Annotated in this window: 11 protein-coding genes; 10 read left to right on the top strand and 1 reads right to left on the bottom strand. The window is 61.1% G+C overall.

The window, feature by feature from the left end; genetic code table 11:
• Window positions 1-105: 105 nt before the first annotated feature.
• Together thiC and cytX are read left to right on the top strand one after the other, a co-directional pair.
• A complete protein-coding gene (gene thiC, locus ACM6IN_RS21510) occupies window positions 106-1,995 on the top strand; it encodes a phosphomethylpyrimidine synthase ThiC (RefSeq protein WP_007915736.1) in 1,890 nt (629 codons plus the stop codon).
• 130 nt (window positions 1,996-2,125) lie between these two features.
• Window positions 2,126-3,418 (top strand): putative hydroxymethylpyrimidine transporter CytX, encoded by a 1,293-nt coding sequence (cytX, locus tag ACM6IN_RS21505; protein WP_414916671.1) that lies wholly within the window; start codon window positions 2,126-2,128, stop codon window positions 3,416-3,418.
• Here cytX and ACM6IN_RS21500 read toward each other — a convergent pair.
• Window positions 3,387-4,133: an RsiV family protein gene (locus ACM6IN_RS21500; protein WP_007915753.1), complete on the bottom strand. Its 747-nt coding sequence runs from the start codon at window positions 4,131-4,133 to the stop codon at window positions 3,387-3,389. The genes cytX and ACM6IN_RS21500 overlap by 32 nt on opposite strands.
• Before the next feature lie 227 nt (window positions 4,134-4,360).
• On the opposite strand from ACM6IN_RS21500, the gene ACM6IN_RS21495 reads away from it, so the two are divergent.
• The 8 genes from ACM6IN_RS21495 (at window position 4,361) to parC (ending at window position 12,963) form a co-directional block, all read left to right on the top strand.
• A complete protein-coding gene (locus ACM6IN_RS21495) occupies window positions 4,361-4,978 on the top strand; it encodes an NUDIX domain-containing protein (RefSeq protein ID WP_007915755.1) in 618 nt (205 codons plus the stop codon).
• Entirely contained in the window at window positions 4,969-5,421 is a 453-nt protein-coding gene (locus ACM6IN_RS21490; protein ID WP_095113480.1) for a DUF1249 domain-containing protein, read from the top strand. Before ACM6IN_RS21495 ends, ACM6IN_RS21490 begins: the two co-directional genes overlap by 10 nt.
• 97 nt (window positions 5,422-5,518) lie before the next feature.
• Window positions 5,519-6,334, top strand: coding sequence for a 3',5'-cyclic-AMP phosphodiesterase (cpdA, locus tag ACM6IN_RS21485; RefSeq protein ID WP_414916670.1), 816 nt, complete (start codon window positions 5,519-5,521; stop codon window positions 6,332-6,334).
• Between the two features lie 289 nt (window positions 6,335-6,623).
• Window positions 6,624-7,232 carry a YqiA/YcfP family alpha/beta fold hydrolase gene (locus ACM6IN_RS21480; protein ID WP_095113482.1) on the top strand — a complete coding sequence of 203 codons (609 nt, stop codon included), beginning with the start codon at window positions 6,624-6,626 and terminating at the stop codon, window positions 7,230-7,232.
• 41 nt (window positions 7,233-7,273) lie between these two features.
• Window positions 7,274-9,181 (top strand): DNA topoisomerase IV subunit B, encoded by a 1,908-nt coding sequence (parE, locus tag ACM6IN_RS21475; protein WP_007915770.1) that lies wholly within the window; start codon window positions 7,274-7,276, stop codon window positions 9,179-9,181.
• On the top strand, window positions 9,181-10,170 hold the full coding sequence (locus ACM6IN_RS21470) for an esterase-like activity of phytase family protein (protein ID WP_007915773.1): 990 nt from the start codon (window positions 9,181-9,183) through the stop codon (window positions 10,168-10,170). The genes parE and ACM6IN_RS21470 overlap by 1 nt, the downstream gene beginning before the upstream one ends.
• Entirely contained in the window at window positions 10,167-10,691 is a 525-nt protein-coding gene (locus ACM6IN_RS21465) for a TIGR02281 family clan AA aspartic protease (RefSeq protein WP_007915776.1), read from the top strand. Before ACM6IN_RS21470 ends, ACM6IN_RS21465 begins: the two co-directional genes overlap by 4 nt.
• 7 nt (window positions 10,692-10,698) lie before the next feature.
• Window positions 10,699-12,963 (top strand): DNA topoisomerase IV subunit A, encoded by a 2,265-nt coding sequence (gene parC / locus ACM6IN_RS21460; RefSeq protein ID WP_123376891.1) that lies wholly within the window; start codon window positions 10,699-10,701, stop codon window positions 12,961-12,963.
• The last annotated feature ends 32 nt before the right edge of the window (window positions 12,964-12,995 follow it).

Genomic DNA, 12,995 nt, shown 5'->3' with positions numbered 1-12,995 from the left:
AATCGAACGCTCGACGACGATGCACAGCACCGGTCCTGGTGCGTCCGTGCCTTTCAGGTTCTGCTCCGACAATCCACTGCCTGGATGCTGTCTGGAGAGCCCGTGATGACTACAAAATCAAAAAACGCGATCAACCTGAGTGACTCGGCCAAGGTCGACGAGCAATCGGTCAAGCCGTTCACCCGTTCGCAAAAAGTCTACGTTCAGGGCTCGCGCCCGGACATCCTCGTGCCGATGCGCGAAATCACCCTTGATGTGACCCCGACTGACTTCGGCGGTGAAATCAACGCACCGGTCACCGTTTACGATACCTCGGGCCCCTACACCGATCCGAACGTGGTGATCGACGTACGCAAAGGCCTGGCCGATGTGCGTTCGGCGTGGATCGATGACCGTGGCGACACCGAGCGCCTGGCGGGTCTGAGTTCCAACTTTGGTCGCGAGCGCCTCGCCGATCCGGAACTGACCAAGCTGCGCTTTGCCCACGTCAACAACCCGCGCCGCGCCAAGGCTGGGGCCAACGTCACGCAAATGCACTATGCGCGTCAGGGCATCATCACGCCCGAGATGGAATTCGTCGCCATCCGCGAAAACATGAAGCTTGAGGTGGCCCGCGCCGCCGGCCTGCTGGATCAGCAACACCCGGGTCACAGCTTCGGCGCCAGCGTGCCGAAAATCATCACCCCTGAATTTGTCCGTGAAGAGATCGCCCGTGGCCGCGCAATCATTCCGGCCAACATCAACCACACCGAACTGGAACCGATGATCATCGGCCGTAACTTCCTGGTGAAGATCAACGGCAATATCGGCAACAGCGCGTTGGGTTCGTCCATCGAAGAAGAAGTGGCGAAACTGACCTGGGGCATTCGCTGGGGCGCGGACAACATCATGGACTTGTCCACCGGCAAGCACATTCACGAAACCCGCGAGTGGATCATCCGTAACTCGCCGGTGCCGATCGGCACAGTGCCGATCTATCAGGCGCTGGAAAAAGTCGGCGGCGCGGCCGAAGACCTGACCTGGGAGCTGTTCCGCGACACGCTGATCGAGCAGGCCGAGCAGGGCGTCGACTACTTCACCATTCACGCCGGCGTGCTGCTGCGTTACGTGCCGCTGACCGCCAAACGCGTGACCGGTATCGTTTCCCGTGGCGGTTCGATCATGGCCAAGTGGTGCCTGGCGCATCACAAGGAAAACTTCGCCTACACGCATTTCGAAGAAATCTGCGAAATCATGAAAGCCTATGACGTCAGCTTCTCGCTGGGTGATGGCTTGCGTCCGGGGTCGATTGCCGACGCCAACGATGCTGCTCAATTCGGCGAACTGGAAACCCTCGGCGAACTGACCAAGATCGCCTGGAAACACGACGTGCAAACCATGATCGAAGGCCCGGGCCACGTGCCGATGCAGTTGATCAAAGAGAACATGGACAAGCAGCTGGAGTGCTGCGATGAGGCGCCGTTCTACACCCTCGGCCCGCTGACCACCGACATTGCGCCGGGCTACGACCACATCACCTCGGGTATCGGTGCGGCGATGATCGGCTGGTTCGGTTGCGCGATGCTCTGCTACGTGACGCCGAAGGAACACTTGGGTCTGCCGAACAAGGATGACGTGAAGACCGGGATCATCACTTACAAGATCGCCGCGCACGCAGCGGACTTGGCCAAAGGGCATCCGGGCGCACAGATTCGCGACAACGCCTTGAGCAAGGCGCGTTTCGAGTTCCGTTGGGAGGATCAGTTCAACCTGGGTCTGGATCCGGATACCGCGCGTTCGTATCACGATGAAACCCTGCCGAAGGATTCGGCGAAGGTCGCGCATTTCTGTTCGATGTGCGGGCCGAAATTCTGCTCGATGAAGATCACTCAGGAAGTCCGCGAGTATGCGGCCAACCAGCGGATCGACGCGGTCGACGTGGACGTCGCCCAAGGCCTGGCGGAACAGGCCGAGCGGTTCAAGAAGGAAGGCAGTCAGCTGTACAAAAAGGTTTGAGCCCGTACTGATCGTTCCCACGCTCTGCGTGGGAATGCAGCCAGTGACGCTCCGCGTCACTGGTCCCTAGAGGCGTTCCCACGCGGAGCGTGGGAACGATCACAACAAGTGTCCCTCTGAGATAACACCCTTGAGCATTCAACCCAGCACTTATTCCCCCGACCTCGCCGTACCCGCCGACAAGCGTGTATTCGGTGGTCGCGATCTGTTTTCCTTGTGGTTCTCCCTCGGCATCGGCCTGATGGTTTTGCAGACCGGCGCATTACTCGCGCCAGGTCTGGGCCTGTCCGGTTCGCTGCTGGCGATTTTCCTCGGCACGTTGGTCGGCGTACTGTTGCTGGCCGCCGTTGGCGTGATCGGCAGCGACACCGGTCTGTCCTCGATGGCCGCGCTGAAACTCAGCCTCGGCAGCAAAGGCGCGAGCCTGCCGGCGCTGCTCAACCTGCTGCAACTGATTGGTTGGGGCTCGTTCGAAATCATCGTCATGCGCGACGCTGCCAGCCTGCTCGGCACCCGCGCGTTCAGCGAAGGTTCGCTGTGGTCGAACCCGGTTTTGTGGACACTGTTTTTCGGGGCGTTGGCGACGTTGCTTGCTGTTAGCGGGCCGCTGACTTTTGTGCGGCAGATCCTGCGCAAGTGGGGCATCTGGCTGCTGTTGGCGGCGTGCCTGTGGCTGACCTGGAACCTGTTTGCCAAAGCCGATCTGGCCGATCTCTGGTCGCGTGCCGGTGACGGTTCGATGCCATTCGCTGTGGGCTTTGACATTGCCATTGCGATGCCGCTGTCGTGGCTGCCGCTGATCGCCGACTACTCGCGATTCGGCAAGCGTGCGAAGAATGTTTTTGGTGGCACTGCGGTCGGTTTCTTTATCGGCAACTTCTGGCTGATGAGCCTTGGCGTCGCTTACACGCTTGCGTTCGCGCCGAGCGGTGAAGTCAACGCGTTGCTGCTGGCACTGGCCGGTGCAGGTCTGGGCATTCCGCTGTTGCTGATTCTGCTGGATGAGTCGGAAAACGCCTTCGCCGACATTCACTCGGCAGCGGTTTCCAGCGGGGTTCTGTTGCGCCTGAAAGTCGAGCATCTGGCCTTGGCCATCGGCGTGATCTGCACGCTGATCGCCCTGCTGGCGCCGTTGGCGCAGTACCAGAATTTCCTGCTGTTGATCGGCTCGGTGTTTGCGCCGCTGTTCGGCGTGGTGCTGGTCGATCACTTCATCCTGCGCAAGCGCAGCGCTCAGGTCGCTTCGGCGGCATTGCGCTGGCCGGCGTTGTTAGCGTGGCTGGGTGGTGTGAGCACCTACCACTTGCTGGCGAATCTGTATCCGGATGTCGGCGCAACCCTGCCGGCGCTGGTGCTGGCAGGGCTGTTGCAACTAGTGCTGGGCCGGACCTTCAGTTACGGCCGGGAAACAGCTCAGGCTTGAGAATGCCGTTCAGACGCGGATAAGGAATCTTCAGTTCGACGTGGCCCAGCGCGTAAGGCGCGATGGTGGTCACGTCGTACTTGAGGATCACGCCGCCATAGGTCAGCGCCACGTTCGGGGTCTTCACGAACGGCCAGTTCGCCACGAACTCCGGCTCCTGATCGAGCTTGGTGCTGATCAACCAACTGTTGTGCGCGACCTGCGCCGCTTTCCAGAACGCCTCTTCCTGACCCGGCACGAGCATGTCGGACAGGTTCAGCACCTTGTGCTGCTGGCGCGAATAGTTGATGAAACCGCGCCCCGGGGTGCCATGCGCACCGCCGGTGTCGAGGTAGCTCGACACCTCGATGATCACCAAGCCGTCATGCTGCTCGCGTACTTTCGCTTGCAGGTAGCTGCTGTTGCGCGGGCCGGCACTGGCCAGAAACTGCTCGCGATAGGCCGCCAGGGTTGGCGCTACCTGGGCGTTTTTCTCGGTGCGGGTCATTTGCAGCAGGCGTTTTTCGATGATGCCGTCCAGCGCAGGTTCGGCCGGGAAGCGCAGGGTGTCGATGTTCACCAGTGGGCAATCAGGGTTGGAACAGCCCGGTTTCAGTTGTTCCGATGCATCGCGGGTGGTTTCCAGCGGCGTGCGGTAGTTGGGCTGGAACAGGCTGGCGCACGCACCCAGAGTCAGGGCAATGGCGGCCACGGAGGCAATTTTGAAAAGCGACATGGGCGTCCTTTCGAAAGCAGGGGAAGGCAAAAAGATATCCGCTTCGACTCTCGCAGAAGCAGTCAGTTCGCCACTAAGCTAATTAGAGTGGGTTTCGCCTCCACCGTCCATCCCGCTGACGGTAAAGGGGCTGCATCAAACGGTGCGGGCGCGTTAGGATGGCGCGAAGTCGAGGTTGCCAGTAACAAGCGGCAACTCGTAATGGATCTGCAGTAAAGAGGATGCTCATGACTGATTTTGCCAACGCCATTCCGACCACCGTCGACGTCGTGCGACGCGAGCGCTGCTACGAGGGTTTTTACAAACTCGACCGTTTGCACCTGCGTCATGAATTGTTCGCCGGTGGCATGAGCCGCGAGATCAACCGTGAAGTGTTTGTCCGCCACGATGCCGTGTGTGTGCTGCCTTACGATCCGCAGCGCGATGAGGTGGTGTTGATCGAGCAGTTTCGCGTCGGTGCCATGGGCAAGACCGACAATCCGTGGCTGGTCGAACTGGTCGCTGGTCTGATCGACAAGGCTGAAGTGCCGGAAGAAGTTGCTCACCGCGAGGCGCAGGAGGAAGCTGGGCTGGACATCAAGGCCCTGTGGCCGATGACCAAGTATTTCCCGTCGCCGGGCGGCAGCAACGAGTTCGTGCATTTGTATCTGGGGCGTTGCAGCACTGACGGCGTTGGCGGCCTGCATGGCCTGGAAGAAGAGGCAGAAGATATCCGCGTCACGGTCTGGGCCTTTGAAGATGCCTTGCAGGCCGTCCGTGACGGTCGCATTGCCAACGCGGCGAGCATCATCGCTTTGCAGTGGCTGGCGCTGAACCGCGCCGAAGTGAGGGGGTTATGGTCGTAAACAAGTTGCGCGATCGTTATCGAGTCGACCTCGCGGGGCTGCAAGCCGCCTGCGAGGCCAACTACGCGCGCCTGATGCGACTGCTGCCGGACATGCGCAACGAGCCCGAGGCGCGGCGCATCGCCGTGACCCAGGGCGAGCAGATGCTCGGCGTGCTGGCCCTCGAAGTGCTGCAAACCTGCCCATACACCACAACGTTGCAAGTGCGTCAGGAACACAGCCTGCCGTGGCTGCCGGTGCCGCAACTGGAAGTGCAGGTCTATCATGACGCGCGCATGGCCGAAGTGGTCAGCGCCGAACATGCACGACGCTTTCGCGGCATCTATCCTTACCCGAACGCGGCCATGCATCAGCCAGATGAAAAGGCCCAGCTCAATCTGTTCCTGGGGGAATGGCTGAGTCATTGCCTGGCGTTGGGGCACGAGTACGAAGTCGTACGCTAGTTGTGAACTGCGTCCGGTTCGGCAGTTTCCTCTTTCAGTGATCCCCCAGCATAATTGCGGCACTATCGATTCCGTGCTTTTGCCTTGGGAGAGCGCCTTGCCGAGCGTATCCACGTTGACCTCCGCCGATTCGCCGCTGCTGGTGCAGTTGTCCGACAGCCATCTGTTCGCTGAAGCGCACGGTACGCTGCTGGGCATGAACACCCGCGAGAGCCTGCAACAGGTGATCGAGTTGGTGCTGGAGCAGCAGCCGCAGATCGACCTGATTCTGGCCACCGGCGATATCTCGCAGGACGGCACGCTGGCGTCGTATCAGCAGTTTCGCCAGATGAGCGCGCAGATCGCTGCCCCGGCGCGCTGGATTCCCGGCAATCACGACGAACCGATGATCATGGCCCAGGCCGCCGTGCAGAGCGCGTTGCTGGAGTCGGTAGTCGATATCGGTAACTGGCGGGTGACGCTGCTGGACTCGGCGGTGCCGGGTTCGGTGCCGGGGTATCTTCAGGATGATCAATTGCAGCTGCTGGCCCGCTCCCTGAGCGAAGCGCCGGAGCGCCATCATCTGGTTTGTTTTCATCATCACCCGGTGTCGATCGGTTGCGCGTGGATGGAGCCGATTGGTTTGCGCAATCCCGAGGCGTTTTTCGAGGTGCTGGATCGTTTTCCACAGGCTCGCGCGGTGTTGTGGGGGCATGTGCATCAGGAGATTGATCGTGAGCGCAATGGCGTGCGCTTGATGGCTTCGCCTTCGACGTGCATTCAGTTCGAGCCGGGGAGTGTGGACTTCAAGGTGGGGGAGCAAGCGCCGGGGTATCGGTGGTTGCGGTTGTTGCCGGATGGGCGAATTGAAACCGGCGTTGAGCGTGTGACTGGATTTGCTTTTACCGTTGATTACGGTTCCGAAGGTTACTGATTTTCGATCAAGAGCCCCTCACCCCAGCCCTCTCCCAGAGGGAGAGGGAGCCGACCGAGGTGTATTGCGTCATGCGCCGACCTGAAATACCGAGTCGATTATGGATTCGCCCAATCACTTTCAGGTCGGTGTAGTTCTTGAATATTCCCCATTCAGTCCCCTCTCCCTTTGGGAGAGGGCTAGGGTGAGGGCCGCCCCTGCTGAATAACCAATTTCTCGAAACCACCCCCAATCCGCTCTTCTCTCCCTGTAAACTCCGCAAACCCAAACCGACACCCAGGGAGCTCAAATGTCCGGTTCGATCCTCTATATCCACGGTTTCAACAGCGCCCCGGCCTCGAAAAAGGCCTGTCAGCTGGTCTCCGTGATGGAGCAGCTGGGTTTGAGCGACAAACTGCGTGTCCCGGCCCTGCATCACCACCCGCGTGAAGCCATCGGTCAGTTGGAGCAAGCGATTGCCGAACTGGGCAGCCCGCTGCTGGTGGGAAGCTCACTCGGCGGCTACTATGCGACTCACCTGGCCGAGCGCCATGGCCTGAAAGCCCTGCTGGTCAACCCGGCGGTCAGCCCGCACCGGATGTTCGACGGCTATCTGGGCACGCAGAAAAACCTGTATACCGATGAAACCTGGGAATTGACCCACGACCACGTCACGGCCCTGGCCGAACTGGAAGTGCCGGCGCCTCAGGACGCCCAGCGCTATCAGGTATGGTTGCAGACCGGCGATGAAACACTGGATTATCGCCTCGCCCAGCAGTATTACCGGGCCTGCGCCTTGCGTATTCAGGCCGGCGGCGACCACAGTTTTCAGGGTTTCGCCGGGCAATTGCCGGCGTTGCTGAGTTTTGCCGGCATTGGTGCCGATGTGTATCAGGCAATCGATTTCACCGCACTGTGAAGTCTTGCCCCTATTTCATGAATGACTGACGACGAGACCCTATGGCCACTCCCAGCGCTAGCTCTTATAACGCCGACGCCATCGAAGTCCTCTCGGGCCTCGACCCGGTGCGCAAACGCCCCGGCATGTACACCGACACCAGTCGGCCGAACCACCTCGCCCAGGAAGTCATCGACAACAGTGTCGACGAAGCCTTGGCCGGCCACGCCAAATCGGTGCAGGTCATCCTGCACGCTGACCATTCCCTGGAAGTCAGCGACGACGGTCGTGGCATGCCGGTCGACATTCACCCGGAAGAGGGCGTGTCGGGCGTTGAGCTGATCCTCACCAAGCTCCACGCGGGCGGCAAGTTTTCCAACAAGAACTACCAGTTCTCCGGCGGTCTGCATGGCGTGGGTATTTCCGTGGTCAACGCCTTGTCGACCGAAGTGCGCGTGCGCGTAAAGCGTGACGGCAATGAATACCAGATGACTTTTGCCGATGGCTACAAGGCCACCGAGCTGGAAATCGTCGGCACCGTCGGCAAGCGCAACACCGGCACCAGCGTTTACTTCGCGCCGGATCCGAAGTATTTCGATTCACCGAAATTCTCCATCAGCCGCCTCAAGCACGTGCTCAAGGCCAAGGCTGTGTTGTGCCCGGGCCTTTTGGTCAGCTTCGAAGACAAAGGCACCGGCGAGAAAGTCGAGTGGCACTACGAAGACGGCCTGCGCTCGTATCTGGTCGACGCCGTCAGCGAATTCGAACGCCTGCCGAACGAGCCGTTCTGCGGCGCTTTCGCCGGTAATAAAGAAGCGGTCGACTGGGCGCTGCTGTGGCTGCCGGAAGGTGGCGACGCGGTGCAGGAAAGCTACGTCAACCTGATCCCGACGGCGCAGGGCGGTACCCACGTCAACGGTTTGCGTCAGGGTTTGCTCGACGCCATGCGCGAGTTCTGCGAATTCCGCAGTCTGCTGCCGCGCGGCGTGAAGCTGGCGCCGGAAGACGTCTGGGAGCGCATCGCGTTCGTCCTGTCGATGAAAATGCAGGAGCCGCAATTCTCCGGCCAGACCAAAGAGCGTCTGTCGTCCCGTGAAGCGGCGGCGTTTGTCTCCGGTGTGGTCAAGGATGCGTTCAGCCTGTGGCTCAACGCCAACCCGGAAACCGGTCTGGCCCTGGCTGAGCTGGCAATCAATAACGCCGGTCGTCGTCTCAAAGCGAGTAAGAAGGTCGAGCGTAAACGCGTCACTCAAGGCCCCGCGTTGCCGGGCAAACTGGCCGACTGCGCCGGGCAGGATCCGATGCGTTCCGAACTGTTTCTGGTCGAAGGTGATTCCGCCGGCGGTTCCGCCAAGCAAGCGCGGGACAAAGAGTTCCAGGCGATCCTGCCGTTGCGCGGCAAGATCCTCAACACCTGGGAAGTCGACGGCAGTGAAGTGTTGGCCAGTCAGGAAGTGCACAACATCGCCGTGGCCATCGGTGTCGACCCGGGCGCGGCGGACATGAGCCAGTTGCGTTACGGCAAGATCTGCATCCTCGCCGACGCCGACTCCGACGGTCTGCACATCGCGACCTTGCTCTGCGCGTTGTTCGTCCAGCATTTCCGCCCGCTGGTGGATGCCGGTCACGTCTACGTCGCCATGCCGCCGCTGTACCGCATCGATTTGGGCAAAGAGATCTACTACGCTCTCGACGAAGCCGAGCGCGACGGCATTCTCGACCGCCTGGTCGCCGAGAAGAAACGCGGCAAACCGCAGGTCACCCGATTCAAAGGTCTGGGTGAGATGAACCCGCCGCAGCTGCGTGAAACCACCATGGACCCGAACACGCGACGTCTGGTGCAGTTGACGCTGGGCGAGGATTTTGCCGAAACCTCGGAAATGATGGACATGCTGCTGGCGAAGAAACGCGCCGGTGACCGCAAGACCTGGCTCGAATCCAAAGGCAACCTCGCCGAGGTGCTGGCCTGATGCGGTTTGGCTGGGCCTTGGCGGGTGTGTTGCTGCTGAGTGTGATGAGCGTGTCGGCCGAGCCTTTGCAGGAATTGCGCGTGCTCTCCGAACACCCCGTCGACGGCATGCGCGGCGGTAACCTGTCGGGGCTGGCCATGTGTGGCGGCGAGTTGTGGACGGTGTCGGACCGCGATGATGATCAGATCTATCGGCTCAATACCGCCGATCAGGTCTGGCAGGCCGAAGCCTTGCACATCGACGTGCCCCTGGTGCCGGAGACCGGTCTACCGTGGGGGTTGCGCTCGCGCAATTGGGCCGCCTCGTTCGTGCGCGGTGGCGACCTGGATTTCGAAGGCATCAGTTGCGACAGCACCGGCAATCGCTACATTGTCAGCGAGGGCCATGCGGCGGTCTTGCAGGTGCCCGTCAGCGGCCCGGTCAACTGGCTGAAGATCTCGCCGATGATGGTTCGCGAAGCGCGGGCCAGCGGCATGCTCCTGCATTTCAATGCGATTTTCGAAGGCCTGGCGATCAGCCCGGCGGGCGATCAGATGTGGCTGGCCGCCGAGCGGCAAAGCCGTGGCTTGCTGCTGATCAAGCGCCAGCAGACAGTGTGGGATTGCGACGGTCGTTGCGTGCTGCTCAGCGAGGGCGGCAAGGAAATGCAGCCGCCGCAGTTCCCCAAGGCTAGAGCGGTCGACCGAGACTTTTCCGACCTTTCGTTGTTCAACGGCAAATTGTTTACCCTTGAGCGCAACGCTTTCCAGATTTGTCGGCGCGATGCGCAGACCGCCAAGGTCGAGCGTTGCTGGTCGTACGCCGCTGAACTGTTACAGGCCAACCGCCGTTATTCGCAGAACTTCGGGCTGGAAGAGGCGCTGATCGTTGACGCTGATGGTGCATGGGTCGGCGTCGACAATAATTTCGGCCCGCGGGCCGACGGTGAGGTTCGGCCGATCGTCTGGCGCTTCGCCGCACCTGATGGCGGCTGGAGCGCCAAGCCATGAGTCAACAGCCGCCGGGCAAGCGCGCCGGTCGGGTGCTGATGATTCTGGCGTGGTGCGCGGCGCTGTTTCTGGCCACGCGGTTTTTCGGCCAGTGGGAGCAACGTCAGCAGAATCCGAACGTCGTCGTCAGTTCGGAGCAGGGCGAAGGTTTTATCGAGGTGAAGCTGGCCGGCAACGCCCAAGGGCATTTTGTCGCCAGCGGTCAGATCAACGGTGAGCCGGTGGAGTTCATGCTCGACACCGGCGCGACCGATGTGGCGATCCCGGCGGATCTGGCCAAGCGTTTGAAACTGGAAGAAGGTTTCGGTGTGACCCTGAGCACGGCCAACGGCCTGAGCCAGGGCTACCGGACCAAAATCGACCGCCTGCAACTGGGCGACATCGTGCTGCGCGACGTCCGCGCACTGGTGGCGCCGGGGCTGCATGGCGATCAGGTGTTGCTCGGCATGAGCGCCCTGAACAAACTTGAATTTACTCAGCGCGGTGGCACCATGCTGCTGCGCCAGACAACGAACCGATGAGGCCTGCATGAGCAACCCCCTTGATCTCAGCCTGGACGGTGTAGAACGCCGCTCGCTGGCCGACTTCACCGAAAGTGCCTACCTCAACTACTCCATGTACGTGATCATGGACCGTGCCTTGCCGCATATCGGCGACGGCCTGAAACCGGTGCAGCGGCGCATCATTTATGCGATGAGCGAGTTGGGCCTGGACGCCGATTCCAAGCACAAGAAGTCGGCGCGTACCGTCGGCGACGTGCTCGGTAAATTCCACCCGCACGGTGACTCGGCGTGCTACGAAGCGATGGTGCTGATGGCCCAGCCATTCAGCTATCGCTACACGCTGGTCGACGGTCAAGGTAACTGGGGTGCGCCGGACGATCCGAAGTCCTTCGCCGCCATGCGTTACACCGAAGCGCGTCTGTCGCGTTATTCCGAAGTGCTGCTCAGCGAACTCGGCCAGGGCACTGCCGACTGGGGCCCGAACTTCGACGGCACCCTGCAGGAGCCGCTGGTGCTGCCGGCGCGCCTGCCGAACATTCTGCTCAACGGCACCACCGGTATCGCCGTGGGCATGGCCACCGACGTGCCGCCGCACAACCTGCGCGAAGTCGCCACCGCGTGCGTGCGCCTGCTCGATGAGCCGAAAGCCACGGTCGAGCAACTCTGCGAACACATTCAAGGCCCGGACTATCCGACCGAAGCAGAAATCATCACCCCGCGCGCCGACCTGCTGAAGATGTACGAAACCGGCAAGGGCTCGGTGCGCATGCGCGCCGTCTACCACGTCGAGGACGGCGACATCATCGTCACCGCGCTGCCGCACCAGGTGTCCGGTGCCAAGGTGCTGGAGCAGATCGCCGCGCTGATGCAGGCCAAGCCGTCAAAAGCCCCGCAGATCGCTGACCTGCGCGACGAATCCGACCACGAAAACCCGTGCCGCATCGTGATCATTCCGGTCAACAGCCGCGTCGATCACGAAGCGCTGATGCAGCACCTGTTCGCCAGCACCGAGCTGGAGTCGACCTACCGGGTCAACGTCAACATCATCGGTCTGGACGGCAAGCCGCAGTTGAAAAACCTCCGAGCCTTGCTGGTCGAGTGGCTGGAATTCCGCGTGCTGACCGTGCGTCGCCGCCTGCAATTCCGCCTCGACAAGGTCGAGCGTCGTCTGCACCTGTTGGACGGTTTGTTGATTGCCTACCTCAACCTCGATGAAGTGATCCACATCATCCGCACCGAGGAGCATCCGAAGGCCAAGCTGATCGAGCGTTTCGCCCTCAGCGAAATTCAGGCCGACTACATCCTCGACACCCGTCTACGGCAGTTGGCGCGACTGGAAGAGATGAAGTTGCGCGACGAGCAGGACGAACTGCTCAAGGAACAAGCCAAGCTGCAAGCGCTGCTGGGCAGCGAAGCCAAGCTGAAGAAACTGGTGCGTACCGAGCTGATCAAGGACGCCGAAACCTATGGCGATGACCGCCGTTCGCCAATCGTCGAACGTACCGAAGCCAAAGCGTTGACCGAGCACGATCTGCTGCCGAACGAGAAAGTCACCGTCGTCCTCTCGGAAAAAGGCTGGATCCGTTCGGCCAAAGGTCATGACATTGATGCTACCGGCCTGTCGTACAAGGCCGGCGACGGCTTCAAGACCTCGGCGGCGGGGCGCTCCAACCAGTCTGCCGTGGTGATTGACTCTACCGGCCGCAGCTATTCGGTCGCCGCGCACACGTTGCCGTCGGCGCGTGGTCAGGGTGAACCGTTGACCGGTCGTCTGACGCCGCCGCCGGGCGCCTCGTTCGAGTGTGTGCTGATGCCGGAAGACGATGCGTTGTACGTGATCGCCTCCGACGCCGGTTACGGCTTCGTGGTCAAAGGCGAAGACCTGCAAGCCAAGAACAAGGCCGGTAAAGCCCTGTTGAGCCTGCCGAACAACGCCAAAGTCATCGCGCCGCGTCCGGTAGCTGATCGTGAGCAAAACTGGCTGGCCTCGGTCACGACCGAAGGTCGCCTGCTGATCTTCAAAATCAGCGATCTGCCACAATTAGGTAAGGGCAAAGGCAACAAGATCATCGGTATTTCCGGTGAGCGCGTGGCCAGTCGCGAAGAATATGTCACGGACATCGCGGTCATTCCGGAAGGCGCCACGTTGGTGCTGCAGGCCGGAAAACGCACCCTGTCGCTGAAGGCCGACGACCTCGAACACTACAAAGGTGAACGTGGACGTCGTGGCAACAAGCTTCCAAGGGGCTTCCAGAGAGTGGATGCGCTGCTCGTCGAAAACCTCAATTAGGCGTCCTAGAGGCGTCGATCCACGATTTAACG

The sequence above is a fragment of the Pseudomonas sp. IT-P395 genome, from assembly GCF_949767675.1.
Classification (GTDB): Bacteria; Pseudomonadota; Gammaproteobacteria; order Pseudomonadales; family Pseudomonadaceae; genus Aquipseudomonas.
Note: the sequence above shows the minus strand (reverse complement) of the source record. Positions and strands in the feature narration are given on the sequence as shown.

Bases quoted from the DNA above. Each gene is read 5' to 3' on its own strand.
- thiC (WP_007915736.1), top strand. From the start codon at position 106: ATGACTACAAAATCAAAAAACGCGATCAACCTGAGTGACTCGGCCAAG.
- ACM6IN_RS21500 (WP_007915753.1), bottom strand. From the start codon at position 4,133: ATGTCGCTTTTCAAAATTGCCTCCGTGGCCGCCATTGCCCTGACTCTG.
- ACM6IN_RS21495 (WP_007915755.1), top strand. From the start codon at position 4,361: ATGACTGATTTTGCCAACGCCATTCCGACCACCGTCGACGTCGTGCGA.
- ACM6IN_RS21490 (WP_095113480.1), top strand. From the start codon at position 4,969: ATGGTCGTAAACAAGTTGCGCGATCGTTATCGAGTCGACCTCGCGGGG.
- ACM6IN_RS21480 (WP_095113482.1), top strand. From the start codon at position 6,624: ATGTCCGGTTCGATCCTCTATATCCACGGTTTCAACAGCGCCCCGGCC.
- parE (WP_007915770.1), top strand. From the start codon at position 7,274: ATGGCCACTCCCAGCGCTAGCTCTTATAACGCCGACGCCATCGAAGTC.
- ACM6IN_RS21470 (WP_007915773.1), top strand. From the start codon at position 9,181: ATGCGGTTTGGCTGGGCCTTGGCGGGTGTGTTGCTGCTGAGTGTGATG.
- ACM6IN_RS21465 (WP_007915776.1), top strand. From the start codon at position 10,167: ATGAGTCAACAGCCGCCGGGCAAGCGCGCCGGTCGGGTGCTGATGATT.
- parC (WP_123376891.1), top strand. From the start codon at position 10,699: ATGAGCAACCCCCTTGATCTCAGCCTGGACGGTGTAGAACGCCGCTCG.